The following is a 24,755-nucleotide window of genomic DNA, read 5'->3' on the forward strand; positions in this document are numbered from 1 at the left end:
ATTTTTCGTTGTTGGGGGGGGGCTCCCCGGGGGGCGGGGGGTGTGGGGGGGCGCCCCCCCCCCCGCGGGCCGGGGGGGGGGGGTTTTCGCCTCCTCCTCCTGGTAGCTTTTTATATGGGGGGCGTCCTTTTCCCGGGGCGGCGGGGGGGGGGGGGGGGCCCGCCCGCGGCCGGTTCACGTTCGCCGCCAGCGGCGGCCGGACGCCGTGGGTGATGCTGCGTGCGCTTGCGGACGAGGACGTGCCCTGGGAGGCGGTGGAACTCCTGCAGGTGGACGAGCGCGTGGCGCCGGCGGGGCACGCGGACCGGAACCTGACGCACTTGCGCCGGAGCCTCGATCATGCGCCCCTCCAGTCCGGTCAGATCCACCCCATGCCCGTCGAGGCTACGGACCTCGATGCGGCGGCACGAGAGTATACCGGGATACTGGAACGGCTGGCGGCCCCGTCAGGCCGGTTGGACCTGATCCACCTGGGTCTCGGTCCTGACGGCCACACGGCGTCCTTGGTGCCGGGTGCCCCGGAGCTGGACGTCCGCGACTCACCGGTAGTCGTGACCGGCGTCTACCAGGGACGGCGGCGCATGACCCTCACGTTTCCGGTGCTGGACAAGGCGCGGCGGATTCTCTGGGTGGTGACCGGCGCGGACAAGCGCGAGATGCTGCGGCGCCTGCGCGAGGGCGACTCCACCATCCCCGCGGGCCTCGTGGCGCCGGACGCCGCGGTGATAATGGCCGACCGGGCGGCGGCCGGGTAGTGTGAGACCGGACCCTAGGCGTCCGATCCCTTTAGTGCCGCGATCATGTCCTCGGTGCGTGTGAGCTTGACGCGCGGGCGTCCGCTCTCCTGGCCGCGGGCGGTCTCGATCTCGTCGAGGCGCAGCCAGTCTTCATAGGACACGTAGTCGGGCTGCCGCTCCCGCACCAGGCGTTCGGCGGCGGCCATGTCGGGGTGGGCGGGGGCCAGCAGGGTACCGGCCTGAAAGTCTTCGAGCATGCGCTCGACGGTTTCGGCGGCGTCGGGCTTGTTGGTGCCGATGACGCCGCTTGGTCCGCGCTTGATCCACCCGGAGGCGTAGAGGCCCGGCACGGGGGCGTTGCCGTCTCCGGTCAGCACCCGGCCGCGGTCGTTGGGAATCACCCCCCGGCGTTCATTGAAGGGCACGTCGGGGAGCGGCACTCCGAGGTAGCCCACGGAACGGAAGACGATGTCCGCGGGGATGGTCTCGTGCTCGTCGGTGGGTCGCGGGCGCAGGGAGCCGTTGTCCGCGTGGAGCTCGTTCCGCACCAGGCGGACGGCGCGCACCCGCCCGTCGCCGTCGCCGATCAGCTCGGTGGGCGACAGCAGGAAGCGGATGTGGAGGCGGCGCGATTTGCCGCCGGGCGGCTGTGCGGCGTAGCGCTGGAGGATCTCGATCTTGCGGATCAAGGCCTTGTCCGGGTGGGCGTCCACGTCGGCTTGGCTGAGAGCGTCGAGCCGGGCCTCCTCGGGGAGGACTTCGACATCGGCGCCGGCCAGCTCGCCCATCTCCTGGATCTCCGGGTTGGTGAAGGCGGCCTGGGCCGGGCCGCGCCGTCCGATGAGATGGACTTCGCGGATGCGGCTCTCGCGCAGGGCCTCCAGCGCGTAGTCGGCGATGTCGGTGACCGCCAGCTCTTCGTGGGTGCGGCACAGGATGCGCGCCACGTCGATGGCGACGTTGCCCACGCCGATGACGGCGGCGGATTCCCCGGAGAGGTCGAAGCGGCGGTCGCGGTAGTCCGGGTGGCCGTTGTACCAGGCCACGAACTCGGTGGCCGCGTGGCTGCCCTGGAGGTCCTCTCCCGGAATGTCCAGGCTGCGGTCGGTCTGGGCGCCGGTGGTGAAGCAGATCTGGTGGTAGTGGTCCTTGAGGTCATCGAGGCGCAGGTGGCGGCCGTAGCGCACGTTGCCGTAGAAGCGGAACCGGGGATCCCGGGCGTTCCGGTCATAGACCCGCACCACCGACTTGATCTTCTGGTGGTCCGGTGCCACGCCTCCCCGCACCAGCCCGAAGGGAGTGGGCAGCTCGTCGAACATGTCGATCTCGACGCTCAGGCCCTTCTCGCGAAACAAGCGCTCGACCACGTAGAAACCCGCCGGACCCGAACCGATGATGGCTACTCGCAGTGGATGATCGTCGGTCCCGGCGTCAGGCATGCGTAAGGTCCCTCCGGTGGCTGTTCCGTGAGATGAGTGTGTGTTGCCTGGCGGCAATATGCACCCATCCTGATTCTACTCGATGGACCGCGTGGTTGCCAGCCTGAACCCCCGGAGCGGCTTCGCCTTGATGGCGCGCGGTTTTCGTGTTACCCCATTTCTCGTTCTTAACGGGTTTCCACCCAGCCAGGGTGGGTTTCCCGCCCGCCGACGGCAACCTCCGGAAATTCCGTCCGTGCCCGGTTTTTCGGGCGTCGGCTCGCGCCGTGCGAGCATGCATCGGGGAGCACGTTGATGCGCATCATCTTGTTGGGTCCGCCGGGAGCGGGCAAGGGGACGCAGGCGGCGTCCATCGCGACGGCGTTCGGCATCCCACAGATTTCCACGGGCGACATGCTGCGCGCGGCGGTCAAGGAAGGGACGGCGCTGGGCGTGCGCGTCAAGGCGGTGATGGAGGCGGGCGCCCTCGTTTCCGACGACGTCATCGTCGAGCTCATCAAGGAGCGGATCCAGGCGCCGGATTGCCGCGACGGCTTTCTCTTCGATGGTTTCCCGAGGACGCTGGCCCAGGCCCAGGCGCTGCGCGACAACGACATCGCCATCACCCATGTGGTGGTGATGGAAGTGCCGCCGGAGGAGGTGATCGCGCGGCTCAGCGGCCGGCGCGTGCATCCGGCCTCGGGACGCGTGTATCACGTGATCTTCAATCCGCCGAAGACCGAGGGCAAGGACGACGTCACCGGCGAGGACCTCGTGCAGCGGGACGACGACAGGGAAGAGACGGTGCGCCGCCGGCTCGACGTGTACGGCGAACAGACCGCGCCGCTGGTGGACTACTACACGTGCTGGCGCGCCCGGGAGGGCGCGGCCGCGCCCCGCTACATCAGGGTGCCGGGGGTGGGGCCGGTGGAGCAGGTGGGACAGGCGATCCTGGCGCAACTCAACGAGGAGGCATCGTGAGGGTGCATCCGCGCGTGACCGTCGACGACTTCGACGCGGTGCTCTTCGATCTCGACGGGGTGCTGACCTCGACGGCCCGGGTTCACTCGGTGTGCTGGAAGAGGATGTTCGACGCCTTTCTCGAACGGCGTGCCGCGGACACGGGCACGGCGTTCGTTCCCTTCGACATGGACGGCGACTACAAGCAGTACGTGGACGGCAAGCCGCGCTACGACGGGGTGCGGAGCTTTCTCGAATCCCGCGGCATCGAGCTGCCGTTCGGCGATCCGGAGGACCCTCCGGACAAGCTGACCGCGTGCGGCCTCGGCAACCGCAAGGACCGGCTGTTCAACGAGGTGCTGCGCGAAGAGGGCGCGGAGCCGTTCGAGGGGACGATTCGCTGGGCCCGCGATCTTCGCGCCCGCGGCATGAAGACGGCGGTGGTGTCGTCGAGCAAGAACTGCAAGACGATCATGGAGGCCGCCGCCATCGAGGACCTGTTCGATACCCGGGTCGACGGAGCGATCGCCCAGCGGCTCAAGATTCCCGGCAAGCCCGCGCCGGACACCTACCTCAAGGCGGCCGAGGAGCTGGGCGTGGAGCCGCGGAGGGCGGTGGTGGTGGAGGACGCGCTCTCGGGCGTGCAGGCCGGCCGCCGCGGCGGCTTCGGACTGGTGATAGGCGTCGACCGGCACGGCGACGCCGACTCCCTGCGCGAGAACGGCGCCGACATCGTGGTGGCCGACTTGGCGGAGATGCTGGAAGAGTAGGAGATTCACCCCGCGGACGCGGTTCGGCCGGGGTGCGGGCGCGTCACTCCTCGTTGGCGAAGAACCTGTCGTAGCACGCGCGAATGCGTTCGCGGCGTCTCTCGTAGTCCCGCAGCAAGGCCGTGCCGGGAGACCGGCGGCCCTTTCCCTCATAACCCAACGCCAGCGCCACGGCGCGGAGTCCGTCGGGCTCGCGTTCGAGCACGTGGGTGTCGTGGTCGCGCTCGAGCCGCAGGCGGTGCCCCAGGCGCCGCAGGAACCGGTATCCTTCCACCAGGGTGCGGTGGTCCCGCGCTCCCAGGAGTCGCAGGCCCCGAAGCGCGTCCGCGGCGCTCAGCGTATCCTTGACGCGCAGCTCGGGGTGATCGTGGCCGAAGCGCAGTTGCAGCATCTGCACCAGGAACTCCACGTCCACCAGTCCGCCGCGTCCGGTCTTGACGTCGAAGCGGGAACCGTCCTCGCGCGCCAGCTCGCGCTCCATGCGGATGCGCAGGTGGTCGATCTCCCGCACGTCTTGCGGACGGAAGTTGTCCTGGAAGGCGAAGCGCTCGGCGATGCCCTCGGCCTCGGCCCCGAGGCCGGCGTCGCCGGCGGCGAAGCGCGCGCGGATCAGCGCCTGCCTTTCCCACAGCTCGGAGCTGGTCTCGTGGTAGCGGCGGAACGCGTCAAGGGACGACACCAGCGGTCCGGAACGTCCCGAGGGACGCAGCCGCATGTCGAGCTGATAGGCGATGCCTTCGGCGGTAGGCGCGGAGAGGCAGGTGATGATCGTTTGTCCGAGCTTGACGTAGTACTCGTGGGCGGGTAGCGAACCCGTCCTTCCGTTCCCGGCCTGCGTTCCGTCCGGGGCGTCGTAGAGGAAGATCAGGTCGAGGTCGGAGTTGTAGTCGAGCTGCCGCTCCCCGAGCTTCCCCATGGCCAGCACCGCGAAGCGTCCGGGCTCCGGCGCTCCCTGCCGCCGCTCCAGCTCATTCCCGGCCAGAGCCAAGGCCGCTTCAAGGCAGGCCTCGGCCAGGCCGGTCAGTTGCGCGATGGCATCGTCGAACTCCAGCTCGCCGCCGAGGTCGTGGAGACCGAGCCGGAGGAACTCCTCGACGCGGTAGCGTCTCAGGCGGTCCAACCGCTTCTCCAGGTCGCTGTCCTCCGCCATGGCGGCCCGGAGCTCCTCCAGCATCTCGGTCCGTGTCTTTACGACTCGAGTAAGGTCCACCCGGATCAAGCTGTCCAGCAGTTCGGGGCGGTTCACGAACAGCTCCGACAGGAACCGGCTGTGCGCGAAGAGGTCGACGAGCAGGCGCGTGGTCCTGGGGTTCTCCGCCAGCAGGGAGAGGAAACCGGTGCGTGCGCCGATGCGGCAGCCGAACTGGGCCATGTGGTGCAGCGCCTGCTGTGGCTCCGCCGACCTGACGATGGCTTCCATCAGGGCCGGCATCAGGTCGCGCATGACCTTGCGGCGCTTGGGGCCGGGGGGCGTGGCGCCGCTGCCGTCGCGCACGGCCAGGAGGTCCCGGTAGCCCTTGTCCGGATCGGCGAACCCGTGTTCCCGGAGGGCCTGGACCACCGCCTCCCGGCGGTCGAGCTCCAGCCACACCGCGGCTTCCGGCCGCGCGCCGTGCGCGGCGGTCTCCTCGCGCGCGCCGTAGAAGAGCCGCTGGAAGGACGCGCGCACGACGCCGGTGTGGGTTTGGTAGTCCCGCCAAAAGGCCTGCTCTTCGGCGTCGCGCGGCTTCAGGTAGCCGAGCCGCCGCGCCAGTGTGCGCTCGTGCGCGGCGCCGTCGGGGATCTCGTGGGTCTGCTGATGGGCGGGGATCTGGATCTTGTGCTCCACGTTCCGCAGGAAACGGTAGGCCGCGCTCAGGGCCTCGCTTTCCTCCGCGGGCACGTAGCCGTGGCGGGACAGCTCCGCCAGGGCCTCGAGGCTGTTGCGTTGCCGGATGCGCGCGTCGTATCCGCCGTTCACCAGTTGCAGCGCCTGGGTGAAGAACTCCACTTCGCGAATGCCGCCGTGCCCGAGCTTGACGTTGCGCCGCGCGCCGTCGCCGCCGGCGAGTTGCTGGCGCTCGATGCGCGCCTTCATTTCGCGCAGCTCTTCGACCGTGGAGAAGTCGAGGTAGCGACGGTAGACGAACGGCCGGATCTCTTCCAGGAATGCTTCGCCCAGCTCGATGTCGCCGGCCGCGGGCCGGGCCTTGATCAGCGCCGACCGCTCCCAGCACTGGCCCCAGGACTCGTAGTAGAGCGACGCCGCGGCCACCGGCTGTGCGCTGGGTCCCTGGCTGCCCATGGGCCGAAGCCGCAGGTCCGTGCGGAACACGATGCCGTCCTCGGTGACCTCGCTCATGGCGCGGGTCAGGTCCTCGGCCAGGCGGCTGAAGAACTCCGGCGGCGGCAGCGCCCGGGACGTGGCCGGCTCGTCGGTCTCGTACAGGTAAATGAGGTCGATGTCGGAGCTGAAGTTGAGCTCCCGCCCGCCGAGCTTGCCCATGCCGAGGATGACGAAACGGTTGCGGCGCGACGCCCCCGGCATGCGCACCTGGCCGTGGCGGCGTTCGAGGCTCGCGCGGCAGAACCGGTAGGCCGTGTCGAGGGTGAAGTCGGCGAGGGTGCTCAGCTCCGCGGTGGTTTCCTCCACCGGCGCAAGTCCCACGAGGTCGCGGGCGCCGATGCGCAGGTACTCCCGGCGCTTGTAGCGGCGCAGCCTGGCGTGGAGGTCTTCCGGCGATGCGTCGGGGGCGACGGCGCCGAAACCGGCGGCATGCCCGGGGCGCGACTTTGCCTTGGTGTGGATCGCCTCGGCGAAGGTCTCGCCCCACGCGTCCGCAGCGCGGACAAGGATGTCGCCCAGGTAGGTGCTCCCGCCCAGGAGCTGGAGCAGCATGCGCAGTTCCCGCGGAGCGAGGTCGGGCAGGGGGCGGGAACCGCCGGTCTCCAGCAGCCGGCCAAGCTGCACCAGGGCGGTTTCGGGGGATGCCGCCCACCGCGCCAGGCGTTCAAGCCGCCGTTGTTGGGCCGCGGAGACAAGGTTGCGTAACGAGTCACTCATGAGCGCGAGGGCGGAGGAAGGCGGACGTGATTTGCGCAGTATTGTCCAAGACGATAGAAAAGAAAAAGAGGAGGGACCGATGAAACTCGAACCGCAAGTGACTTTCCGCGACATGGAGCCCTCTCGCGCCATTGAGCAGGCCATACGCGAGAAGGCGGCCAAGCTCGACCAGTTTCATGACAGCATCACCGGCTGCCGGATAGTGGTCGGAGCACCGCACCGCCATCACCAGAAGGGGCGGCTCTACAACGTGCGCATCGATCTGACGGTGCCCGGCGGGGAGTTGGTGGTGAACCGGGACAGCGGCCGGGCCGGGGCGCACCACGACGTCCACGTGGCGATTCGCGATGCCTTTGATGCCGCGCGCCGGCAACTCCAGGACTACGCGCGCCGCCGGCGTGGCGAGGTGAAGACCCATGCGGCGGAACCGCCGGCCCGGGTCAGCAAGCTCTTCGCGGCCGAGCGCTACGGCTTCATCGAGACCAGCGACGGGCGTGAGATCTACTTTCACGGGAACAGCGTGGTAGAAGGCTTCGACCGCCTGACGCTGGGGACGCGCGTCCACTTTACCGAAGAGGAGGGCCGGCAAGGCCCTCAGGCAAGCACCGTACGCGTGGCCCACGGGCCGGCCGCGTAAAAAAAGGGCCGTCCCTCGGGACGGCCCTTTTTGTCTGTTGGCGGGCGGGTTCGGCGAAGGGTCGCGCGGTTCTCAGTCCTGGAGGTTGAATCCCGCCACCGTGGTGCGGAGCTTTCTCAGAGCACGCTGCTCGATCTGGCGGATGCGCTCCCTGGTGAGCGAGAAGCGCTCGCCCAGTTCCTCGAGGGTGTAGTCCCTCACCTCGCCGATGCCGAAGCGGTAGCGCAGGACGGCTTCCTCTCGGGGAGGAAGCGTGGCCAGGGCCTTTTTGACCTTGTCACGCAGGTTGGCGTGAATGGTCTCCTCCAGGGGCTTCGGGACGTGCTTGTCCTCGACGAAGTCCCCGAGCCGGCTTTCCTCGTCGTCGCCCATGGGAGTCTCCAGCGAGACCGGCTCCTTCACGATGCGCATCAGTCTGCGGATCTCGTCCGCGGTGAGCCCCATCTCCGTGGCGACCTCATCCGGTTGCGGCTCCCGTCCGAGCTTGCGGTGCAGCGAACGGTGCGCGCGGATGAGCTTGTTCCGGGTCTCGATCATGTGCACCGGAATGCGGATGGTAGGCGCCGAGTCGATGATCCCCCGCGTGATGCTCTGACGGATCCACCAGCCGGCATAGGTGGAGAACCGGTACCCGAGCCGGTAGTCGAACTTCTCCGCGGCGCGCATGAGCCCCACGTTGCCTTCCTGGATCAGGTCGAGGAACTGCAGACCGCGGTTGCCGTACTTCTTCGCCAAGCTTACCACCAGCCGCAGGTTGGCCTCGATGAGGATCTTCTTGGCCGACGCGGCCTTGTACTCCGCGGCGGTGATGGCCTGCACCTGACTGGCGATGTCGGCGGCGGCAGACCCCAGGGACGCTTCGACGGCCTCGATGTCGGCGGCGATCCGCTTGGCCGCGTTGCCGCGCGCATGGGCGTTCGCCTGCCGCGCCAGCTCGACCAGCGTTTCGTGCGACTCCTTGAGGCACACGCCGATGTCGTCGATCCATTCCTTGGACAGGTGCAGCCCCTTCACCGTGTCGATGATCCGCACCCGCTTCTTGTCCAGGTCGACGGTCAGGGCCGCGCGCCGCTTCTGGGAGGTCCGCTTCCGCGCCATCTCCGCCTGCATGCGCTCCCGCTCGCGCACGAGCCCGCGCAGCACCGTGACGCCCTTGAGAAAGCGGCGCCGCTCTGCGGTCTCGTCGAATGCCTCGCCGTCGTCGCCGGCCACGAGCACGCGGCTCAAGGGAATCTCGTTGCGCTTGACCTCTTCGGCCAGAGCCAGCACGCGCCGGACCGTGTAAGGCGCGGCGATGACGCTGGCGATGTACTCCTCCTGGCCTTCCTCCATCTGCATCCCGAGCTGTACCTCGCGCTCCCGGGTCAACAGTGGGGTGGAGCCGATGTCGCGCAGGTAGAGGGAGACCGGGTCGGTCTTGTCGTCCACCCGATCATTGTCCGCGGGCACTTGGGCCGGCGAGGACTCCTCGGAGAAATTCGCGGGTTGCTCCTCTTCGTCGACTTCTCCAATGGCGATATCGTCAAGCTCGTCGATCGAGTCGTCCATCGCGTCCTCGTTGTCTTCGATGTTCAAGGCTCTCTCCATCATTTTGGCTTCCACAGTTTCCGTTACGCCGCGGGCCGGAGAGCCAAGCTCCTCCGAACCGGAAGGCAAACCAACGATCCGTAGGTTAAAAATATCCGCCGCCCTCGCGATGACCTTGACGTCGGTTCAACGTCATCGAAGGATCGGCGGATCCGGCACGCTGCTGAAATGATTTGTTGAGACAGTCCCTGTGGACCACCAAGATCAAGCAATGCGACTAGGCACTCGTCCTTGAGGAAAGCCAGCAACAACCTACGGTATCACTGAAAATAATCGTTGTCAAGCACGACGTTAGGCCCGGACCGCCGGAGCGGAGGGCGCGTCACTTGTCGTCGCGCAAGCCGTATTTCTGGAGCTTGTAGCGCAGCGCTCGCTCGCTGATGCCGAGGTTGTCCGCGGCCTTGGTCTGGACGCCGGCCGCGGCCTCGAGGGCCTCGACGATCATGCGCCTTTCTATTCCCTCGACGGCGGCGGAGAGGTTGGTCTGGTCGCCGGCGCCGGGGCGCGTCTCCTTGATGGTCAGCGGCAGCTCGCCGATCCCGATGACGTCGTCGCGGGTGAGCACGGTGGCCCGTTCGACCAGGTTCTCCAGTTCGCGCACGTTGCCGGGATAGTCATAGCGCAGCAACGCGTCGCGCGCCTCGCGGGAGAAGCCCTGTATCGTCTTGCCGTTCTTCTCCGCGAACTTGCGGAGGAAGTGGTCGATGAGGGCGGGGAGGTCCTGGCGGCGGTCGCGCAACGGCGGCAGGATGATGGTGACCACGTTGAGCCGGTAGTAGAGGTCCTCGCGGAAGACGCCTTGACGCATGAGCTGGTCGAGGTCCTGGTTGGTCGCCGTGATGATGCGCACGTCGCTGGTGATGGCATGGTTGGAGCCCACGCGTTCGAACTCGCGTTCCTGCAGGACGCGCAGCAGCTTGGCCTGGAGATGGGCGGGCAAATCGCCGATCTCGTCGAGGAACAGCGTACCCTTGTCGGCGATCTCGAAGCGGCCCTTGCGCGTAGCGAAGGCGCCGGTGAAGGCTCCTTTCTCGTGCCCGAACAACTCCGATTCCAGCAGGGTTTCCGGCAGCGCGGCGCAGTTCACCTTGACCAGGGGCCCTTTTCTGCGGGCGCTGGCGTAGTGGATGGCCTTGGCGATCAGTTCCTTGCCGGTGCCGCTCTCGCCGCGCAGCAGGACCGTGGCGTCGCTCGGGGCCACGCGCCGCACCAGGTCCAGCACCTCCTGCATCTGGCCGCTTTCGCCGATGATGCCCTCGATGCGATGGCGCTCCTGCAGGGCCTCGCGCAGCTCGGTGTTTTCTCGCAGGAGTTGGTGGCCGCGCTTGACCCGCTCGATGCGGAGCCGCAACTCCTCCAGGTTGAGGGGTTTGGTCAGGTAGTCGGTGGCGCCTTCCTTCATGGCGGACACGGCGGTTTCGATGCTGCCGTAGGCAGTCATGATGATCACCGCCACCTCGGGATCCAGCGCGCGGCATTCCTTCAGAAGATCGAGCCCCGACATGTCGGGCATGCGCTGGTCGGTCAACACCAGGTCGAAGGCCTCCCCGCGAAACCGCTCCACCGCCTCGGCCGCGCTTCCCATGAGCGCCACCTCGAAGCCGGCCTTGCCGAGAAAGCCGCCGACGAACTCGAGTTGCGTGCGCTCGTCGTCCACCACCATGATGTGGAAACGGTCGCCGTGGGCTGCCTCCCGCCGGCGCGGCGGCCGTGCGCCAAGGTCTTCCCGATATGCCTGTTCCGTCATGTCCACGTTCGTCGTCCGCGCGCCCCGGCCGCTGCCGCCGTGGGTCGTCTCGAGAGCATGCTCAAGTCAGCGTATGATCGAGCGGGAGAACGATGTCGAACCGGGTGCCCGTGCCCGTCTGGCTGGTCACCTCGATGGTGCCGCCGTGGCTCTCCACGATCCGTCGGGCGATGGGGAGCCCCAGTCCGGAGCCTTCGGACTTCGTGGTGAAGTACGGCTCGAAGATGCGCGCCAGGTTCTCCGGATCGATACCCTCGCCGGTGTCGCTCACCGAGAGCCGCATCCTGCCGTCGCGAATCGATGTCTCGATGGTCAGCTTGCCTCCCTCGGGCATGGCCTGGAGGCCGTTGAGAATGAGGTTCAGGAGCACTTGCTTGAGGTAGTCCGGGTCGGCCTTGACCACCGGGCGCGGGCCGTGATGCACCACCGCGATGTCCACGCCCGAGGACTCGGCGTCGCCTTCGGTCAGGGTCGTGAGGTCCTTCAGCAACTGGTCCACCTTCACCAGGTCCGGCTTGATGTTCAACGGCCGCGACAGCGTCAGGAACTCCTCGACGATGGAATTGAGGCGGTGCACCTCCGCGCGCATCAACTCGATGAAGCGGCTGTATTCGCCTTCGTCCTGCGTCGGCTGGAACTCCGCCTTGAGGCGCTGCAACCCCATGGAGATGGCGTTGAGCGGATTGCGCACCTCGTGGGCCACGGTCGCCGCCAGGTTGCCCATCATGGACAGGTGCTCGCGCCGGTCCACCTCCGCTTCCAGCGCCTTGATCTCCTGCATGTGGAAGCGCTGGTTGTAGAGGATCGCGGCGAATCCGAGCATGCCCAGGCCCAGGATGCCGCATCCCAGGCCCACCATGGACCAGAGGCTTTGCCACCACGCCGTGTCCACCGCGTCCATGGACACGCCGATCCTGAGAAAGCCCATGGGGTCGCCATCCAGCCGCATGGGCTTCACCAGCTCATAGCGCCGCCCGCCGCCCTCCGTGTCCACGATCCGGTGGGCCGAGCGATCGGTGACGCGCGCCCGTGCGCTCAGGTCGTCCACCATCCGGCTTCCGGCCAGCCACGGGTCGGTATGGGCGAGCACGGTGAAGTCGTTGTCCAGGAGCGCCAGGTGGTGGATGCCTTCCTGCCGCCCGAGGTCCTGGATCTGGCGTTGCACGCCGATCTCGCGCTGCAGCTTCAGCATGTAGGCGGCGTCCGCGTGGATGGCGATGAATCCCGGGAAGCTGCGGGCCTCGAGGGCGACGCCGAAGACGCTGTCTTCCCAGAACTTGTGCTGCGGGAGCGTGGGGACCTGCCCCCGCGGTTGGGACCAGAGCCGCCCCCAGATGTGCACCGTGGAGTCCTGGCCGGACCATCGTTCGCGCAACTCCGCTAGGAAGCTCTCGACGTCGAGGGGCACGGTTCCGGTGTGCGTCACCCAAGGCCGTCCCTGAAGGTCCAGGAGCTCCACCTTGTGCAGTTGGTTGAGAGCGCTGATGCGCTGCACCAGGGGCGCGGGGGCGTTGGCGGTGAGAAGACGGTCGATCAGCCTTGCGTTGTCCAACAGCCGCTGCCGTACCAGCTCCTCGATCAACGCGTTTCCCTTGATGGACTTCTTGGCGCTGGTCTCCATGGTCCGGGTAAGGGCCAGCGCCTTGACCTCCACCTGCCGCACCAGCTCTTCCTCGAGCCAGCGGCTCTCGTAGAACACGTAGAGCGAGAAGAGCCCCACCAGTAGCAGGACCGAGGCCAGGAAGTAAGGGACCAGCGAATTGCGTTTCATGTCAGTGGGCGGCGGTTTTCAGTCGGCTCCCGCCGGTGCGTGCTCACGCGATTTCATTATACAAATGGGCGGGAACTTGGCAAACTCCGGCGGGTCCGCACGGAGCCTCGCAACGCACACAGGCCGATGGGACGGCTTCGGTCCCATCGGCCTTCAATTGCCCCATGCCCGGCGCGGTGTTCCGGCTTCGCGCCGAAACGGGCCGGCCGCCGGCCCGGGTCAGCGCTTCGCCGCAAAGAACCGCTTCGCTTCGCCGCGTTGCACGAGAAACAGCGTGTTGCCGCCCTTGTCGAGCTCTTCCAGCGCCTTTTTGTAGGCCGCCAGGTCCGGGACCGGCGTCCGGTTCACCTCCAGGATCACGTCCCCTCGGCGCAGGCCGGCCTGGTCCGCGGGACTGCCCGGCTTCACCCCGGTCACCAGAACGCCCACGGCGCGCTTGAGGGAGAACCGCTTGGCGACGCTGTCGGTCACCTCGAGGACGGTCAGTCCCAGGTCGGAACCTTGCTCCACCGCCGCCACGGCCTTTTCGTCCAGCAACTCGCCGATCTCCACTCGGAGCGTCCGCTCGCCGCCGTCACGCATCACCTTGACGTCCACGGCCTTGCCCACCGGGGTTCGGGCGACGATCAACGGCAGGTCCCCCGATTCCTTGACCGGCTTTTGGTCGAACTCCACGATGACGTCACCCGCCCTGAACCCGGCCTTTTGCGCGGGCGTGTCCGGCAGGACTTCGGCCACGAGCGCGCCGCGCGCGTCACCGATGCCCAACGACTCCGCCAGGAGCGGCGTCACCTTTTGCAGCGAGACGCCCAGCCAGCCGCGCGTGACCCGGCCGTCGTTCCGGAGCTGCGGCAGCACCTCCTTCACCAGGTTGATGGGGATGGCGAAGCCGATGCCCACGTTGCCGCCGCCGCGGCTGTAGATGGCGGTGTTGATGCCCACCACTTCGCCGCGATGGTTGATCAGCGGGCCGCCGGAGTTGCCCGGGTTGATGGAGGCGTCGGTCTGGATGAAGTTGTCGTAGGGGCCGGCGCCGATACGGCGTCCCTTGGCGCTGACGATCCCCGACGTCACCGTGCGGTCGAGCCCGAAGGGGTTGCCGATGGCGAGAACGCTCTCACCGATCTCCAGGCCGTCGGAGTCCCCCAGCGGCACCGTCGGCAGGGCGTAACCGGGGTTGATGCGGATCAAGGCGATGTCGGTCTTCTCGTCCGTGCCGATGATCTCTCCCTCGAACTCGCTGTCGTCGGACAGCGTGACGGTAATGACCATGTTCTCCCGGCCGCTTACCACGTGGTGGTTGGTCAGGATCAGGCCCTTCCCGTCGATGATCACGCCCGAGCCGAACGAGCGGCTCCTTCTTGGCCGGGAAGGGGCCTCGGGCGTCCCGAAGGGATTGGGCATGGAGAACGGCGGCGACTCGAAGAACTTGCGCCACGCCTCGGGCAACTGATGGCCGAAGCGTTCGGACATGCTGGCCGCCCGGGTCTCGCCCTTGGCGGTGATGTTGACCACCGCGGGGCTCACCTCCTTGACCAGTTGGACGATGGTGTTCACGGGCCGCGGTTCCGCGGCCGCGGGCTGCGTCGATGCGTTGAGAGGCGGACGGCTGAACCCGCCGGCCAGGGCGATCACGGCGAGCAACACCGCGCACACGCCCAACGCCTTCATGCAGGTGGAACGAGACGGTTTACGGAGCATTGAGCTACCTCCTTCTGAAAATGCTGCCGCCTAAGGGAAGCATCTTCCGTGCCAACGGCCGTTGTCACGGCAAGGTAGCGTGTTTCCAGGGGGTTGGCGGGCTTCCGCCGTGTCGCGCCGTGCAGTCTGTCGACCATTCCGTCGAACCCGCGGAACGCTGCGTCGAACGGCTTAGGACGAACGAAACCGTCATTCGACCTCGTAGATGGACTCGATCTCGACTGGAATCCCGTTGGGGAGCGTCGCCATGCCCACCGCGGAGCGGGCATGCTTGCCGACGCTCTCGCCGAACACTTCCACCATCAGGTCGGAGAAACCGTTGATCACCTGCGGGGTCTTGTGAAACTCGGGATCGGCGTTGACCATGCCCAGCACCTTGACGATGCGGCGCACGCGGTCGAGGCTGCCGAGCTGCGCCCGGAGCGTGACCAGGGTGTTGAGCGCCGTCTGGCGCGCCGCCTGGTAGCCTTGCTCGATGGTCAGCTCGCGACCGAGCTTGCCGTGGAAGATGGCCTTGCCGTCATTCCCCAGGGGACCGTGCCCGGCGAGGTAGAGCAGAGAGCCCGTGCGCACCGCGCTGACGTAGTTGGCCATGGGGCGCGGGGTGGGCGGCAGGCTCAGGTTCAGTTCCTTCAGACGATCTTCGGCACCCATGTCGACCTCCCTACAGTCCTCTGAACCAGACGTTGTCGGGGTCCAGGCTCAAAAGCGCCGGCGTGATGTCCTGGATCGTGGCGGTGCCGGTCATGATCATCACGCGCTTCAGCTCGTCGGTGAGGATCGTCAGCACCCGCGCCACCCCTTCGGGGCCGGCGGCGCCCAGTCCCCAGCAGATGGGCCGTCCCAGGAGCACGGCCTTGGCGCCCAGGGCCAGCGCCTTGGCGATGTCGCCGCCCCGGCGCGCGCCGCTGTCGAGCAGCACCGGCACGCGCCCGGCGGCCGCGTCCACCACCTCCGGCAGCACCTCGATGGCGGCGCGGTTGAAATCGAGGATGCGGCCGCCGTGGTTCGACACCACCAGGCAGTCGGCGCCCGCGTCGATGGCGATGCGCGCGTCGTCCGGGTTCATGATCCCCTTCACCACCACCGGGACCGATACCTCGTTCTTGAGCCACGTGACGTCGTCCGGCGACGACAGGTGAACCGTGCGCGGCTTGCCGTCCGACGACAGCGGCACCCGGTCTCCCAGCTTGGTGGGTTGCAGCGTGTCCATGGTGAGCCCGACCGCGGCGTAACCGATCTCGTCGGCGCGCCGCACCGCGCTCAACACCTTGTCCCGTCCCTTGCTGAGGTAGGCCATGTACACCTGCGGCGTGGAGATCCCGTCCTTCCACTGGTCCACGGTGGACTGGGTGGCGCCGCTGATGAACACCATGGTGCCGAACAGGTCGCCTCCCTCCGCCACCTCGTGCTCGCCGTTCTTGCGCACCAGCCGGAAGCTCCCCACCGGGCCGATCATGGCGGGAGAGGGCAGCCGGTGCCCGAACAGCTCGACGGAGGTGTCGGGATCGGTGACGTCGTGGAAGATGCGCTGGCGGAACAGCAGCCGGTCCAGCGCGGTGCGGTTGCGCTTGAGCGTGGAGTGGCTCTCGGCCGCGCCCATGACGTGCTCGATGGCCTCGGGCTTGACCCGCGCGTGAAAGAGCTGCCGCAACTCGTCGAGGCTCAAGTTCTCCAGCGGTTTCTGTTCGATCTGTTGAACGCTCATGTCTACCCCCAAGGGATGGATTCGTATTCGTGGGATTTCAAATCCTAATCGGTAAATCACGAATCATCAATGACGCGGAACTGGAGCAGCAGGGTCCGCTGCAGCGGCAGGAAGTTGTTGTCGGAGACCACGTAGAGCAACAGCCGTCCGGCGTGGTCGCGCCGCAACGCGAGTCCCTCGAAGTTGTCCACCGACAGCGGGCGCTGGAGGTCGGCCATCACCTCCCCGCGCACCCGTGTCCCGGGCTTCCGCCGGGCTTCTCGCAGGCGCTCCTCCGGCAGGCGTACGATGCGCACGCGCATGCGCAGGAGGTCGAAGCTGCGCTCGAGCAGCAGCACGTCGCCGCCGGGCGCCGCCGCAACGCCGGTGGGGCTGTAGCCGTCGGCCGGGACGTAGGCGAACTCCCGGGCGCTGCGGGCCTTCATGAACCAGCCCTTGAGGCTGCCGTCGCGATTGGCTTGTTTCTCGGTGATGCCCAGGAGGGCGCCGTCGGAGAGCACGGTGATGCCTTCGAGACCGCCGTTCACGGGCGCGCGCCGCAGGTCCCGGGGAGTCGCCACCGGCTTGGGGGATGCGCTCAGTCCCGCCGGATAGCGCCAGATCCGGTGCTTCCCCTCGAAGGACACCAGGAACGAGCCGCTCGAGTCCCGCGCGAGCCCTTCCGCGTCGTGTTCGTAGAGGCCCGTCCGTTCGCCCGCGGGGGTCAGCAGAGGCGCGTCGCGCCACGAGTCGAGCGCGGTGAGCCGGTCCTCGTGATCGTGGGTGAGGGCAGCGGCGACCCAGTAGCCGCGGTCGGAAACCGCCCGGAGCCGCGTGCCGTCCCGGCTGACGCTCAGGCCGGAGAGCCCGCCGAAGCGCCCGTGGTCGGAGGAGAGTTCGAACCCGCTCAGGAACGCCAGCCGGCCGACCCGCGTGACGCCGGGGTTTCCCGGTTCCAGCGCCACCGGGAGCGCCGTGACCGTAAACCGGCCGGCGAACCCGTTGGCCGCCGCCAGGAAGCCGGCGAGCGACAGCGCTAGGGCGACGGCGTGTGCCTGTCGCGGGCGCCACGGGCGTGAACGCGACCGCATCACGGTTCCAGGTCCGGGAGCACCGCCATCACCGCCTGACGGAGAAACTCGCGCGTGTGGAAGTCGGGGTCGACGACCCGGCCGTTCCACACGACGATGTCGAGATCGATGGTGCGGGGGCCGTAGCGTTTCTCGCCGCGCCGGCGGCCCAGCAGGGCCTCGATGGCCTTGAGGTCGGCCCGGAGCCGCTCCCGGTCCACGGGGGTCTCCACCAGCAACGCGCCGTTGGTGAAGTCCGGCTGGTCGACGCAACCCACCGGGCGGGTTTGCACGAACGGCGACGCGGCCACGATGACGTGCCGGTGGGTGATGTGCCGGCGCGCTTCCGGGACGTTGCGCTCGGGCTCGATGTTGGAGCCCACACCGATGACGGCGCGGTTCATGCGCTCTCCGGTCCGGTCCTCTCCGCCGAGCATTCGACGGACACGGAATCGGTGAAGCGGAGCGCGCCCGGCTTGGCCACCCGCACGCGCGCGCGCCCGACACGGGGGTCGTCCATCACAAGGCCCAGGACGTGTTCGCAGAGCTTCTCGATGAGAAAGAACGACGACGCCTCCACTTCCTCGATGATGCGCTTGTTGAGCCGCTTGTAGTCCACGGTTTCGTCGATGGCGTCGCGCGTGAAGGCGGTCCCGGGCAGAAGTTCCAGCTCGACGTTCACGACCACGTCCTGCCGCGTGTGGCGCTCCCACTCGTTGATGCCGATGATGGCGCGCAGACGCAGGTTCTCGATGGCGATCTTGACCGGGTTTCGATGAAGCATGGCTTGGTGAGAGGGTGTGCGGTTACAGGTGCTCCCCGCCGTCGACGTAGACGCACTCGCCGGTGACGAAGGGGTTGTCGATGAGGAACAGCACGGCGGCGACCACGTTAGCCGTGTCGCCGACGCGTTTCAAGGGCAGGCCGGCGCTGCGCCGCTCCAGTTCGTCCACGACGCCGCCCGGCGGCGGCAGGATCATTCCGGGCGCAACGGCGTTCACGCGGACGGCGGGTCCGAGTTCGCGCGCGGCCATCCGCGTCAGTTCCAGGAGCGCCTTCTTGGACAGGGTGTAGGCGGCATGCCGCGGGTCCGAGCCGCGCACGCGCGTGTCGAGGATGTTGACGACGTGTCCCTCGGAGCAGGCCTCGGCGAAGGCCTGCGTCAGAAAGAAGGGCGCCTTGAAATGGATGTTGAAGTGGCGCTCGAACAGGTCGCGCCCGGTGTCGCGGAGGGTGGCGCGTTCGAAGACGGAGGCGTTGTTGACGAGGACGTTCAATCGCGGAAACTGCTCCCGCACCCTGGGGACGAGAGCGGCCGTCTCGTCGTGGTCGTTCAGGTCGCAGCGGAACAGCCGGCACCGGCGCCCGCAATCCTCGATGTCCCGCGCCGTGCGTTCGGCCGCTTCCGCGGAAGTGTGGTAGTGAAGCGCCACGTCGTAGCCGTGTCGCGCCAGCGCTTTCGCGATGGCGGCGCCGATGCGCCTGGCTCCACCGGTGACGAGGGCGGCTCCCTTGGGCATGGACATGGGGACATCATAACGGGTTGGCGGTGCACCCACCACCGCTGCGAGTTGGTGGAGCAGGTCGACCGGGCCGTGTCACGGGAAACACTCGTGGACCAGCTCACCGAGGACTATCAGGAGGTCCGCCACTACGGCATGCTCGCCTACATCTACGAAGGCATCAGCGGCGAGCGGGTGCAGTGGCGGGAGCTGCGGGAAACCGCGCAACAGGCATCCTGGTACGAGCTGTCGCGCCGGGAGCACCAGCGGTGGGCCGAGCTAAAGGCCGGCGGTTCGGAGCTGGAACTGGCGGCGGCGCTCTTTACCCGCGGCGGAGGCGGCTCGCTCTTCTACGGTATGATCCCGCTAGGGGGCGGCGACTACGAGGAGGCCCTCTCGCGTGCCTCGAAGACCATTCTCAGGGACGAGATCGAGCACGGCGCCTCGGAGGGAAGGGAAGACCTATACCGGCTCATCCGTGGCCGGGACGACGTCGAAACCGCTTCCAGGATCATCGCGGAGATGGGTGCCATACGATTGGAGATGAGAAACGAGCAGTACGGGAACCCCATGCCGGAGGAGCGGCTGCGGGAGATCCGCGAGGGCGATATCGCGCCCGTAACCATGGAAGAGATGCTGTCGGCGTGCCCGCGGGACGGCGAAGACTGGTTCGAGTGGTATCACGAGAGGCCGAAGCCGCTCTCGGCGGTGTCGATTTCGTGAGCGCAGCGCGCATCGCCAACGACGAATTTCCGCGTGTTATAATGGATTGATCCTACAAAAACCTGCTGCCGAAGGGGGAAAGCCATGGACGCGCTCGAAGTTTTGGCGTTCATCTTTGCGGTCGTGGTGCTCGTAAAGCTCGCCGGCTTGCTGGTCTCTCCGACGTGGTGGATGGACACGGCCGGAGCCATGCTCAACTATCCGCGTGCGTGCACCTGGGTCTACGCCGTGCTGGCCGCGGTGGTGGGATACATCGTCTTCACGCGGATGGACGTCGTGGAGGTGGTCTCGGCGATGCTGCTCACGTCTCTGCTGATGGGAGTGGCGCTGGCGCCCTATTCCGAGACGATCCTCAAGCTCGGCAAGGAGGTGGCGGGCGAGGGGTTCGGCCGGTTGTGGCCGGTGATGGCCATCTGGACCGTCATCGCGGTGTGGGCGTTGTACGCCGTTCTGGCGCCGTCATAGCGGTTGAGCCTTCCCCCTTGCGCGAGCCTGGAGTCCCCTTCGCCCACCGCCCGCTACCGGGACCGTGAAGAAACCGCGGGGTTTGCGTGACGGCCGGTTGACCTCTACCGTCTCCTTGTGGCCAGAACCTCCAGGACTTCCCCGACCGGGGGTCCGGGGTCGGTGCGGTCCTTGAACGGCGCCAGCCGTTGGTAGAGTTCCGCCGCGGCCTTGTGGAACCCCGGCGGGAGCCCGGCGGATTCGAAGCTGGCGGCGATTTCTTCCATCTCGCCCACGTAACGCCAGCCCTTGGGCGCCGCCACCGCGGCCGCGCGTTCGCTCTTGCGTTCGGCGTTGGGCTGCGACGCCGCCCATTCCTCCAGGAGGGCTGCTTCCACGCCTTCACTGACCGCCAGGGCGCGGACGGCCAGGATCAGCGCGTCGCTGCCCTTGGTCCAGGCCGCGTAGGTCATCTTGAGCGCGGAGGCCGCCCCCGGTCCGCCTTCGATGACCCGGGCGTCGAGCGGACCCCCGGAGAACAACAGCGCCACGGGCTCGGCACCGGCACCCGAGAGATAAAGGCGCGTGGTTCCCGGCTTGCGCACCGGCTGGCCGATGATGCCGCCGTCAACGAAACGCGCCCCGGCCTTGGACACGATGGCCCCCACGCGTTGCGCGGTCTCACGGGACACGGCGTTGGCATCGATGTAGAGCCCGGCGAAGCCCAGGTCCGCCACGTCTCGTGCCACCTCCTCGGCGGCGTGGGGCGGGCACACGGAAAGAACCGCGTCGCTTTGGCGGACCGCCTCCGCCAGTGTCGCCACCTCGACCAGCCCGGCCTCCACCGCCCTGCGCCGGCTCTCCTCCCGCCGCCCCTCGGAAACCCACAACACACGGGCGCCCGTCACCGCCGCGCCGACGGTGGCGCCCATGTTGCCGGGATGCAGCAGAGTGATGGTTTTGATCTGCATGGCCTCCTCCAAGAAGACCCTGATCAATTGTTCCGGCGTCCTTCGACTTCGCTTCGCTACGCTCAGGACGAACGGCTGATGGGCCGCCGCTGCGTCGTCTCTCGCGCAAGCAGGGCTAGTGGTCCTGCTCTTCCACGTCGCTGGCCTTGACGCGCCGCGACTTGAGCTTCTCGCCGGTCTCGAAGTAGCGGCCCTCCACGGCGAGCTTGGCTTCCTCGTCCAGCTCGTCGTCCCACTGGCCCAGGGAATAGCCGTACCACGGCATCTTGGGGTTCAGGGGCGGCAACATCAGCTCCTCCCACAGCTCCCGTGCGTGCTCCATGTACTCCCGCTTGGGCAGGGAGACCGGCGGGAAGGGCTCCTTCTGAATGGCGTTGCACAGCATGCCCGACTCGTCCGCCGGCAGGTGGTACGACACCACGTCGGTGCCCTTGGCCTCGTCCTTGTAGAGGAACGGCGGGGCGTGGCCCTTCTCCATGCCGCCGATGATCTGCACGTCCTTGTGGGGCTTCATGCGGTAGCACATGGCCCAGAAGACGGCCGCCTCGTCCGACGGATCGATGTCCTCGTCCACCGCGATGACGATCTTGCCGACGCCGGGGTGGAACGACGCCGCGGCGTGCAGCGCGCGCCACACCTCGGCTTCCTTGGGCTTGCGCATCTGCACGATGACGAGCTTGTAGGTGTTGGTCAGGGGCTCGTGCATCTCCACCCGGATGACGCTGGTGATGCGGCAGTGGTCCCGCAGGTGCACCAGCATGAGCCGGTCGTAGCCGATCTTGCGGATGACCGACGACTCGCTGGGGGTGAGCTGGCTCAGCCACGACACGTAGATGGCGTCCTTGCGGTGGGTGATGGCGGTGACGTCCATGAAGGGGTTCAACTGGCGCGGGTGCATGTAGCCGTGGGACTCGCCGAACGGCCCCTCGGGCTCCACGAACTCGGTGTTGAGGTGCCCCTCGATGACGATCTCGGACTCCGCCGGCACCTGGAGGTCCACGGTCTTGCACTGGGCCATGCGGATAGGCTCGCCCACGAAGCCGCCGGCGATGGCCATCTCGTCCACGCCGTAGTCGACCTTCTGCACCGATACGTAGGAGACCACCGGCGGCGCGCCGATGACCAGGGCCGCCTCCAGCGGCTCGCCGCGCTTCTGCGCGTTCTTCCAGTGCAGGAAGATGTCCTGGCCAAGTCCGGACGGGAACACGCCCACCCGGGTGTTCGACTTGATCTGGCCGCGGTAGTTGCCGATGTTGCCGATGCCGGTCTCGGGGTCCTTGGTGATCCAGTGGGAGCAGGTGGTGTAGGGGCCGTTGTCGAAGCCGGGAGTGGAGATGGGGACCGGGAATTTGTCCAGTCCTTCGTTCTCCACCGCATCGTCGGTCATCACCACTTCATGGCACGCCGGGTTGTCCACCACCTGGGGCTTGATGGGGTTGGAGAGGGCGTGCTTCCACTTGGCGTCCATCTCGTCGGCGCTGTTGCAGCCCATGCCCAGGAAGTAGATGGCCTTGCTGCCGGCCAGCGCGCCCACCACCACGGGAAAGTCGAACTTGCGTCCGCGGGAGTCGGTGACGTTGGAGAAGTACCACGCCTTGCGTTCCTCGTCGGGAATGCCGCCCCGGTACTGCCAGCGCACCAGCGGGTGCAGCTCGGTGTCCTTGTTGATGGTCTGATTGATGCGGCGCAGATGCCCCGCCTCTTCGAGCATTCTCAGATGCTCATGTAGATCCGCATAACCCATTACCAGCCTCCTGTTCGAGTCAAACTTTCGAGTGATGTCGCGGAGAGTTCCCGTCGCCCCGTCGGGCCGTGTTGCAGCCCGGATTCGGGGCTTCGGTTGTCGTAAAGAAACGGTAGGCTCTCGATCGAAACCCTAGAAATAGCGGATCGCGTCCGTCCGTGTCAATGAAAGCGCACGGATACGTGCTGCACGAGCACCTTCGGTGGAAACAGGGACTCGGCCCTGGGGTCAGGTGATGGCGCTGCCCCAAGTCAGGTCCACACCTCGACGACAAGGCCGGGAACACGGTCGAACTCGCGGACGTTGGCCGTGGCGACAGCCAGGCCCCGAGCAAGAGCCGTGGCCGCAATCCAGAGGTCGTTCGGGCCGATCAGTTTGCCGGCTCGGGCAAGCTCCGCCCAGACCTGCGCGTGAACGCGGGCGGTGGCCAAGTCTACGGGCAACAAGGGAAAACGCTCCAGCAGCGCTTAGCGCTTCAACGAAGGCGGAATGTTGCCAGGTCATCGGCAAGTTGCGCCGCTTCCGTTGGGGAGAGATGAGGCAGCGACGAGACGATCGCGTTGAGAGCGTCGGAGGACCCCGGATCAAATCAACGGGATGGGTAAATTCACGCGATTGCAAAATGCCCACTGTACTGAGGCAGGGACCGTACCGGTTTTTCTTCTACTCCAGCGACGGCCAAGAGCCCCCTCATGTGCATGTAGAGCGAGACAACCACGTTGCGAAATTCTGGCTCGAACCCATCCGGCTTCAGGAAGCTGGTGGATTCCGTCGGGCCGAAATTTCGCGTATTATCGGGATGGTCGAAGAATGTCGAAGGGAACTCGTAGAGGCTTGGGATGAGTATTTCATCAGTTGAGGGAAGCGTGCCGAACGCCATCGGCGTAGAGGCGTCCGGTAACACGCTGTACGTCAGGTTGAGCGATGGCAGGACTGTCGTCATTCCCGTGGACCGTTACCCGAGGCTTGCATATGCGACGAAGCGAGAGAGGGCCAATTGGAGCCTCATCGGCGAAGGTCAAGGAATTCACTGGGAAGACATCGACGAAGACATAAGCGTAGAGGGTCTGCTCGCAGGGAAACGGTCTGGCGAGAGCATGCGTTCTGTTGTGAAGTGGCTGATGGCCAGACGTCAACCGAAGTTCCAGCCCTGGAAGGGAAAAGGCTACGGTAAGCCGAACGACCTCGGCTTGCCAACCAACCTCCTGATTCTAGGAGAATCCCACTATGGGGATACAGAAAACTGGGAGCGCTGGCACGGCCAACCCACCAAAGGCGTCGTTGGTGAATATTGTAAGGAAGGCGGCTATCTTTTCTTCACGAAAATCCTGCACACGGTTCTGGGACAGGAGACTTCCACAGACAGGAGCCGGTTCTTCGATTCCATTGCGTTCTACAACTATGTTCAGCGGAGCGTTGGCGCTGCCCCTGACATCCCACCGACCAAAGAGATGTGGGAAGAGGCGGCCGCTCCGTTCCGCGCGACTTTGGAATGTCTGCGTCCAACGCACATCGTGGCATGCGGCATGCGGCTCTGGGACAATATGCCTTACGACGAGGACTTCTGGGCGTCGCCGCCGGAAGCGTTGATTGACTGCTTGGGTTCTGAAAAATTTCCGACGAATTGGCCGCCGAAGAGCCTCCTCGGCCGCTATCGCTACTCCGAGGGCGAAAGCGTCATTCTGGCCATCCACCATCCTTCGTGGAAGGGGTACCAACCCCACGCATGGCATCCGGTGGTAAAGCGATTCCTGAGTTACGACGGTTCCCGGAACACTTAGCCCATTCCGACATCCACCGGACTCCGTTCGCTTGACTCCCGGCTTCCGTGTCCGTTAGCTTCCGGCAATAATCCACGGAAGGGGTTCCACGCATGCACACCGACCCGAAGACTTTGGAAAAGGTCTTTTCCCACATCGACCGGGAGGAGTTGGCCAGCTTGGCCATGGACGTCGTCAATTTCCCCACGCCCACGGGGAGCGAGGAGGAGGTGGCGCGGTTCATTCATGACTGGTTGCAGAAGCAGGGTATCGAGGCCTTCCTCCAGCACACGGAGCCGGGGCGGGCCAACGTGGTGGGGGTGATTCCGGGCGAGGGCACGGGGCCGACGCTGCTCTTCAACGGGCACATGGACACGGCCCTGTCGGGCGGGCAGGAGGACCTCTGGATCACCGGGAGCAGCCGCCCCGAGTGGCAGGCGCTGGCGCGGCGGGAGGACGACGTCATCTACGGCAGCGGCATCG

At 66.9% G+C, this 24,755-nt stretch carries 24 protein-coding genes; 9 read left to right on the plus strand and 15 right to left on the minus strand.

Translation table 11 applies throughout. From position 1 onward, the window contains the following. Nucleotides 1-11 precede the first annotated feature (11 nt). Nucleotides 12-755 carry a 6-phosphogluconolactonase gene (pgl, locus tag OXU42_10745; GenBank protein ID MDE0029862.1) on the plus strand — a complete coding sequence of 248 codons (744 nt, stop codon included), beginning with the start codon at nucleotides 12-14 and terminating at the stop codon, nucleotides 753-755. Between the two features lie 14 nt (nucleotides 756-769). Here pgl and OXU42_10750 read toward each other — a convergent pair whose 3' ends face one another. Next, complete coding sequence (locus OXU42_10750) at nucleotides 770-2,176, minus strand: FAD-dependent oxidoreductase (GenBank protein MDE0029863.1); 1,407 nt, start codon at nucleotides 2,174-2,176, stop codon at nucleotides 770-772. 294 nt (nucleotides 2,177-2,470) lie between these two features. On the opposite strand from OXU42_10750, the gene adk reads away from it, so the two are divergent. Then, nucleotides 2,471-3,136: an adenylate kinase gene (adk, locus tag OXU42_10755; GenBank protein ID MDE0029864.1), complete on the plus strand. Its 666-nt coding sequence runs from the start codon at nucleotides 2,471-2,473 to the stop codon at nucleotides 3,134-3,136. Then, the gene (locus tag OXU42_10760; GenBank protein ID MDE0029865.1) at nucleotides 3,133-3,885 is read left to right on the plus strand and encodes a beta-phosphoglucomutase family hydrolase; all 753 of its coding nucleotides are present in this window, start codon (nucleotides 3,133-3,135) and stop codon (nucleotides 3,883-3,885) included. Before adk ends, OXU42_10760 begins: the two co-directional genes overlap by 4 nt. Before the next feature lie 43 nt (nucleotides 3,886-3,928). Here OXU42_10760 and glnE read toward each other — a convergent pair whose 3' ends face one another. Further along, nucleotides 3,929-6,928: a bifunctional [glutamate--ammonia ligase]-adenylyl-L-tyrosine phosphorylase/[glutamate--ammonia-ligase] adenylyltransferase gene (gene glnE, locus OXU42_10765; protein MDE0029866.1), complete on the minus strand. Its 3,000-nt coding sequence runs from the start codon at nucleotides 6,926-6,928 to the stop codon at nucleotides 3,929-3,931. Between the two features lie 79 nt (nucleotides 6,929-7,007). On the opposite strand from glnE, the gene OXU42_10770 reads away from it, so the two are divergent. Next, nucleotides 7,008-7,565, plus strand: coding sequence for an HPF/RaiA family ribosome-associated protein (locus OXU42_10770; protein MDE0029867.1), 558 nt, complete (start codon nucleotides 7,008-7,010; stop codon nucleotides 7,563-7,565). 72 nt (nucleotides 7,566-7,637) lie between these two features. On the opposite strand, the gene OXU42_10775 is transcribed toward OXU42_10770, so the two are convergent. The 10 genes from OXU42_10775 to OXU42_10820 form a co-directional block, all read right to left on the minus strand. Continuing rightward, complete coding sequence (locus tag OXU42_10775; protein ID MDE0029868.1) at nucleotides 7,638-9,140, minus strand: sigma-70 family RNA polymerase sigma factor; 1,503 nt, start codon at nucleotides 9,138-9,140, stop codon at nucleotides 7,638-7,640. 334 nt (nucleotides 9,141-9,474) lie between these two features. Next, nucleotides 9,475-10,899, minus strand: a complete 1,425-nt coding sequence (locus OXU42_10780) for a sigma-54 dependent transcriptional regulator (GenBank protein MDE0029869.1) — start codon at nucleotides 10,897-10,899, stop codon at nucleotides 9,475-9,477. Between the two features lie 61 nt (nucleotides 10,900-10,960). Next, nucleotides 10,961-12,670, minus strand: a complete 1,710-nt coding sequence (locus tag OXU42_10785) for an ATP-binding protein (protein ID MDE0029870.1) — start codon at nucleotides 12,668-12,670, stop codon at nucleotides 10,961-10,963. A gap of 219 nt (nucleotides 12,671-12,889) precedes the next feature. Continuing rightward, nucleotides 12,890-14,371 carry a DegQ family serine endoprotease gene (locus OXU42_10790; protein ID MDE0029871.1) on the minus strand — a complete coding sequence of 494 codons (1,482 nt, stop codon included), beginning with the start codon at nucleotides 14,369-14,371 and terminating at the stop codon, nucleotides 12,890-12,892. 189 nt (nucleotides 14,372-14,560) lie between these two features. After that, nucleotides 14,561-15,025: a RidA family protein gene (locus OXU42_10795; protein ID MDE0029872.1), complete on the minus strand. Its 465-nt coding sequence runs from the start codon at nucleotides 15,023-15,025 to the stop codon at nucleotides 14,561-14,563. Nucleotides 15,026-15,035: 10 nt separating this feature from the next. Beyond that, entirely contained in the window at nucleotides 15,036-16,079 is a 1,044-nt protein-coding gene (locus tag OXU42_10800) for an alpha-hydroxy-acid oxidizing protein (GenBank protein MDE0029873.1), read from the minus strand. Between the two features lie 56 nt (nucleotides 16,080-16,135). Further along, a complete protein-coding gene (locus OXU42_10805; protein ID MDE0029874.1) occupies nucleotides 16,136-17,149 on the minus strand; it encodes an esterase-like activity of phytase family protein in 1,014 nt (337 codons plus the stop codon). Next, a complete protein-coding gene (gene folK, locus OXU42_10810; GenBank protein MDE0029875.1) occupies nucleotides 17,149-17,532 on the minus strand; it encodes a 2-amino-4-hydroxy-6-hydroxymethyldihydropteridine diphosphokinase in 384 nt (127 codons plus the stop codon). Before folK ends, OXU42_10805 begins: the two co-directional genes overlap by 1 nt. Continuing rightward, nucleotides 17,529-17,912 carry a dihydroneopterin aldolase gene (gene folB, locus OXU42_10815; protein MDE0029876.1) on the minus strand — a complete coding sequence of 128 codons (384 nt, stop codon included), beginning with the start codon at nucleotides 17,910-17,912 and terminating at the stop codon, nucleotides 17,529-17,531. Before folB ends, folK begins: the two co-directional genes overlap by 4 nt. Nucleotides 17,913-17,934: 22 nt before the next feature. Beyond that, the gene (locus OXU42_10820; protein ID MDE0029877.1) at nucleotides 17,935-18,654 is read right to left on the minus strand and encodes an SDR family oxidoreductase; all 720 of its coding nucleotides are present in this window, start codon (nucleotides 18,652-18,654) and stop codon (nucleotides 17,935-17,937) included. A 69-nt stretch (nucleotides 18,655-18,723) separates the two neighbouring features. On the opposite strand from OXU42_10820, the gene OXU42_10825 reads away from it, so the two are divergent. Both OXU42_10825 and OXU42_10830 read left to right on the plus strand, forming a co-directional pair. Continuing rightward, nucleotides 18,724-19,353, plus strand: a complete 630-nt coding sequence (locus OXU42_10825; GenBank protein ID MDE0029878.1) for a hypothetical protein — start codon at nucleotides 18,724-18,726, stop codon at nucleotides 19,351-19,353. Between the two features lie 84 nt (nucleotides 19,354-19,437). Beyond that, the gene (locus OXU42_10830) at nucleotides 19,438-19,818 is read left to right on the plus strand and encodes a hypothetical protein (protein MDE0029879.1); all 381 of its coding nucleotides are present in this window, start codon (nucleotides 19,438-19,440) and stop codon (nucleotides 19,816-19,818) included. Between the two features lie 104 nt (nucleotides 19,819-19,922). On the opposite strand, the gene OXU42_10835 is transcribed toward OXU42_10830, so the two are convergent. From OXU42_10835 to OXU42_10845, 3 genes are all read right to left on the minus strand, one after another. Beyond that, nucleotides 19,923-20,768: a DUF1932 domain-containing protein gene (locus tag OXU42_10835; protein MDE0029880.1), complete on the minus strand. Its 846-nt coding sequence runs from the start codon at nucleotides 20,766-20,768 to the stop codon at nucleotides 19,923-19,925. Between the two features lie 115 nt (nucleotides 20,769-20,883). Continuing rightward, on the minus strand, nucleotides 20,884-22,512 hold the full coding sequence (locus tag OXU42_10840) for a UbiD family decarboxylase (GenBank protein ID MDE0029881.1): 1,629 nt from the start codon (nucleotides 22,510-22,512) through the stop codon (nucleotides 20,884-20,886). A 251-nt stretch (nucleotides 22,513-22,763) separates the two neighbouring features. Then, nucleotides 22,764-22,973: a PIN domain-containing protein gene (locus OXU42_10845; GenBank protein MDE0029882.1), complete on the minus strand. Its 210-nt coding sequence runs from the start codon at nucleotides 22,971-22,973 to the stop codon at nucleotides 22,764-22,766. A gap of 161 nt (nucleotides 22,974-23,134) precedes the next feature. On the opposite strand from OXU42_10845, the gene OXU42_10850 reads away from it, so the two are divergent. The 3 genes from OXU42_10850 to OXU42_10860 form a co-directional block, all read left to right on the plus strand. Further along, a complete protein-coding gene (locus tag OXU42_10850) occupies nucleotides 23,135-23,371 on the plus strand; it encodes a DUF4160 domain-containing protein (GenBank protein ID MDE0029883.1) in 237 nt (78 codons plus the stop codon). 7 nt (nucleotides 23,372-23,378) lie between these two features. Then, complete coding sequence (locus OXU42_10855) at nucleotides 23,379-24,293, plus strand: DUF2442 domain-containing protein (protein ID MDE0029884.1); 915 nt, start codon at nucleotides 23,379-23,381, stop codon at nucleotides 24,291-24,293. Nucleotides 24,294-24,385: 92 nt separating this feature from the next. After that, nucleotides 24,386-24,755 (plus strand): hypothetical protein (locus OXU42_10860; protein ID MDE0029885.1); only part of this gene is annotated, 370 nt, incomplete at its 3' end.

The sequence above is a fragment of the Deltaproteobacteria bacterium genome, assembly GCA_028818775.1.
Taxonomy (GTDB): domain Bacteria; phylum Desulfobacterota; class Binatia; order UBA9968; family JAJDTQ01; genus JAJDTQ01.

Coding starts and splice junctions, on each gene's coding strand:
- OXU42_10750 (MDE0029863.1), bottom strand. CDS start 2,176: ATGCCTGACGCCGGGACCGACGATCATCCACTGCGAGTAGCCATCATC.
- adk (MDE0029864.1), top strand. CDS start 2,471: ATGCGCATCATCTTGTTGGGTCCGCCGGGAGCGGGCAAGGGGACGCAG.
- glnE (MDE0029866.1), bottom strand. CDS start 6,928: ATGAGTGACTCGTTACGCAACCTTGTCTCCGCGGCCCAACAACGGCGG.
- OXU42_10770 (MDE0029867.1), top strand. CDS start 7,008: ATGAAACTCGAACCGCAAGTGACTTTCCGCGACATGGAGCCCTCTCGC.
- OXU42_10780 (MDE0029869.1), bottom strand. CDS start 10,899: ATGACGGAACAGGCATATCGGGAAGACCTTGGCGCACGGCCGCCGCGC.
- OXU42_10785 (MDE0029870.1), bottom strand. CDS start 12,670: ATGAAACGCAATTCGCTGGTCCCTTACTTCCTGGCCTCGGTCCTGCTA.
- OXU42_10790 (MDE0029871.1), bottom strand. CDS start 14,371: ATGCTCCGTAAACCGTCTCGTTCCACCTGCATGAAGGCGTTGGGCGTG.
- OXU42_10795 (MDE0029872.1), bottom strand. CDS start 15,025: ATGGGTGCCGAAGATCGTCTGAAGGAACTGAACCTGAGCCTGCCGCCC.
- OXU42_10800 (MDE0029873.1), bottom strand. CDS start 16,079: ATGAGCGTTCAACAGATCGAACAGAAACCGCTGGAGAACTTGAGCCTC.
- OXU42_10805 (MDE0029874.1), bottom strand. CDS start 17,149: ATGCGGTCGCGTTCACGCCCGTGGCGCCCGCGACAGGCACACGCCGTC.
- folK (MDE0029875.1), bottom strand. CDS start 17,532: ATGAACCGCGCCGTCATCGGTGTGGGCTCCAACATCGAGCCCGAGCGC.
- folB (MDE0029876.1), bottom strand. CDS start 17,912: ATGCTTCATCGAAACCCGGTCAAGATCGCCATCGAGAACCTGCGTCTG.
- OXU42_10820 (MDE0029877.1), bottom strand. CDS start 18,654: ATGTCCATGCCCAAGGGAGCCGCCCTCGTCACCGGTGGAGCCAGGCGC.
- OXU42_10830 (MDE0029879.1), top strand. CDS start 19,438: ATGGACGCGCTCGAAGTTTTGGCGTTCATCTTTGCGGTCGTGGTGCTC.
- OXU42_10835 (MDE0029880.1), bottom strand. CDS start 20,768: ATGCAGATCAAAACCATCACTCTGCTGCATCCCGGCAACATGGGCGCC.
- OXU42_10840 (MDE0029881.1), bottom strand. CDS start 22,512: ATGGGTTATGCGGATCTACATGAGCATCTGAGAATGCTCGAAGAGGCG.
- OXU42_10850 (MDE0029883.1), top strand. CDS start 23,135: ATGCCCACTGTACTGAGGCAGGGACCGTACCGGTTTTTCTTCTACTCC.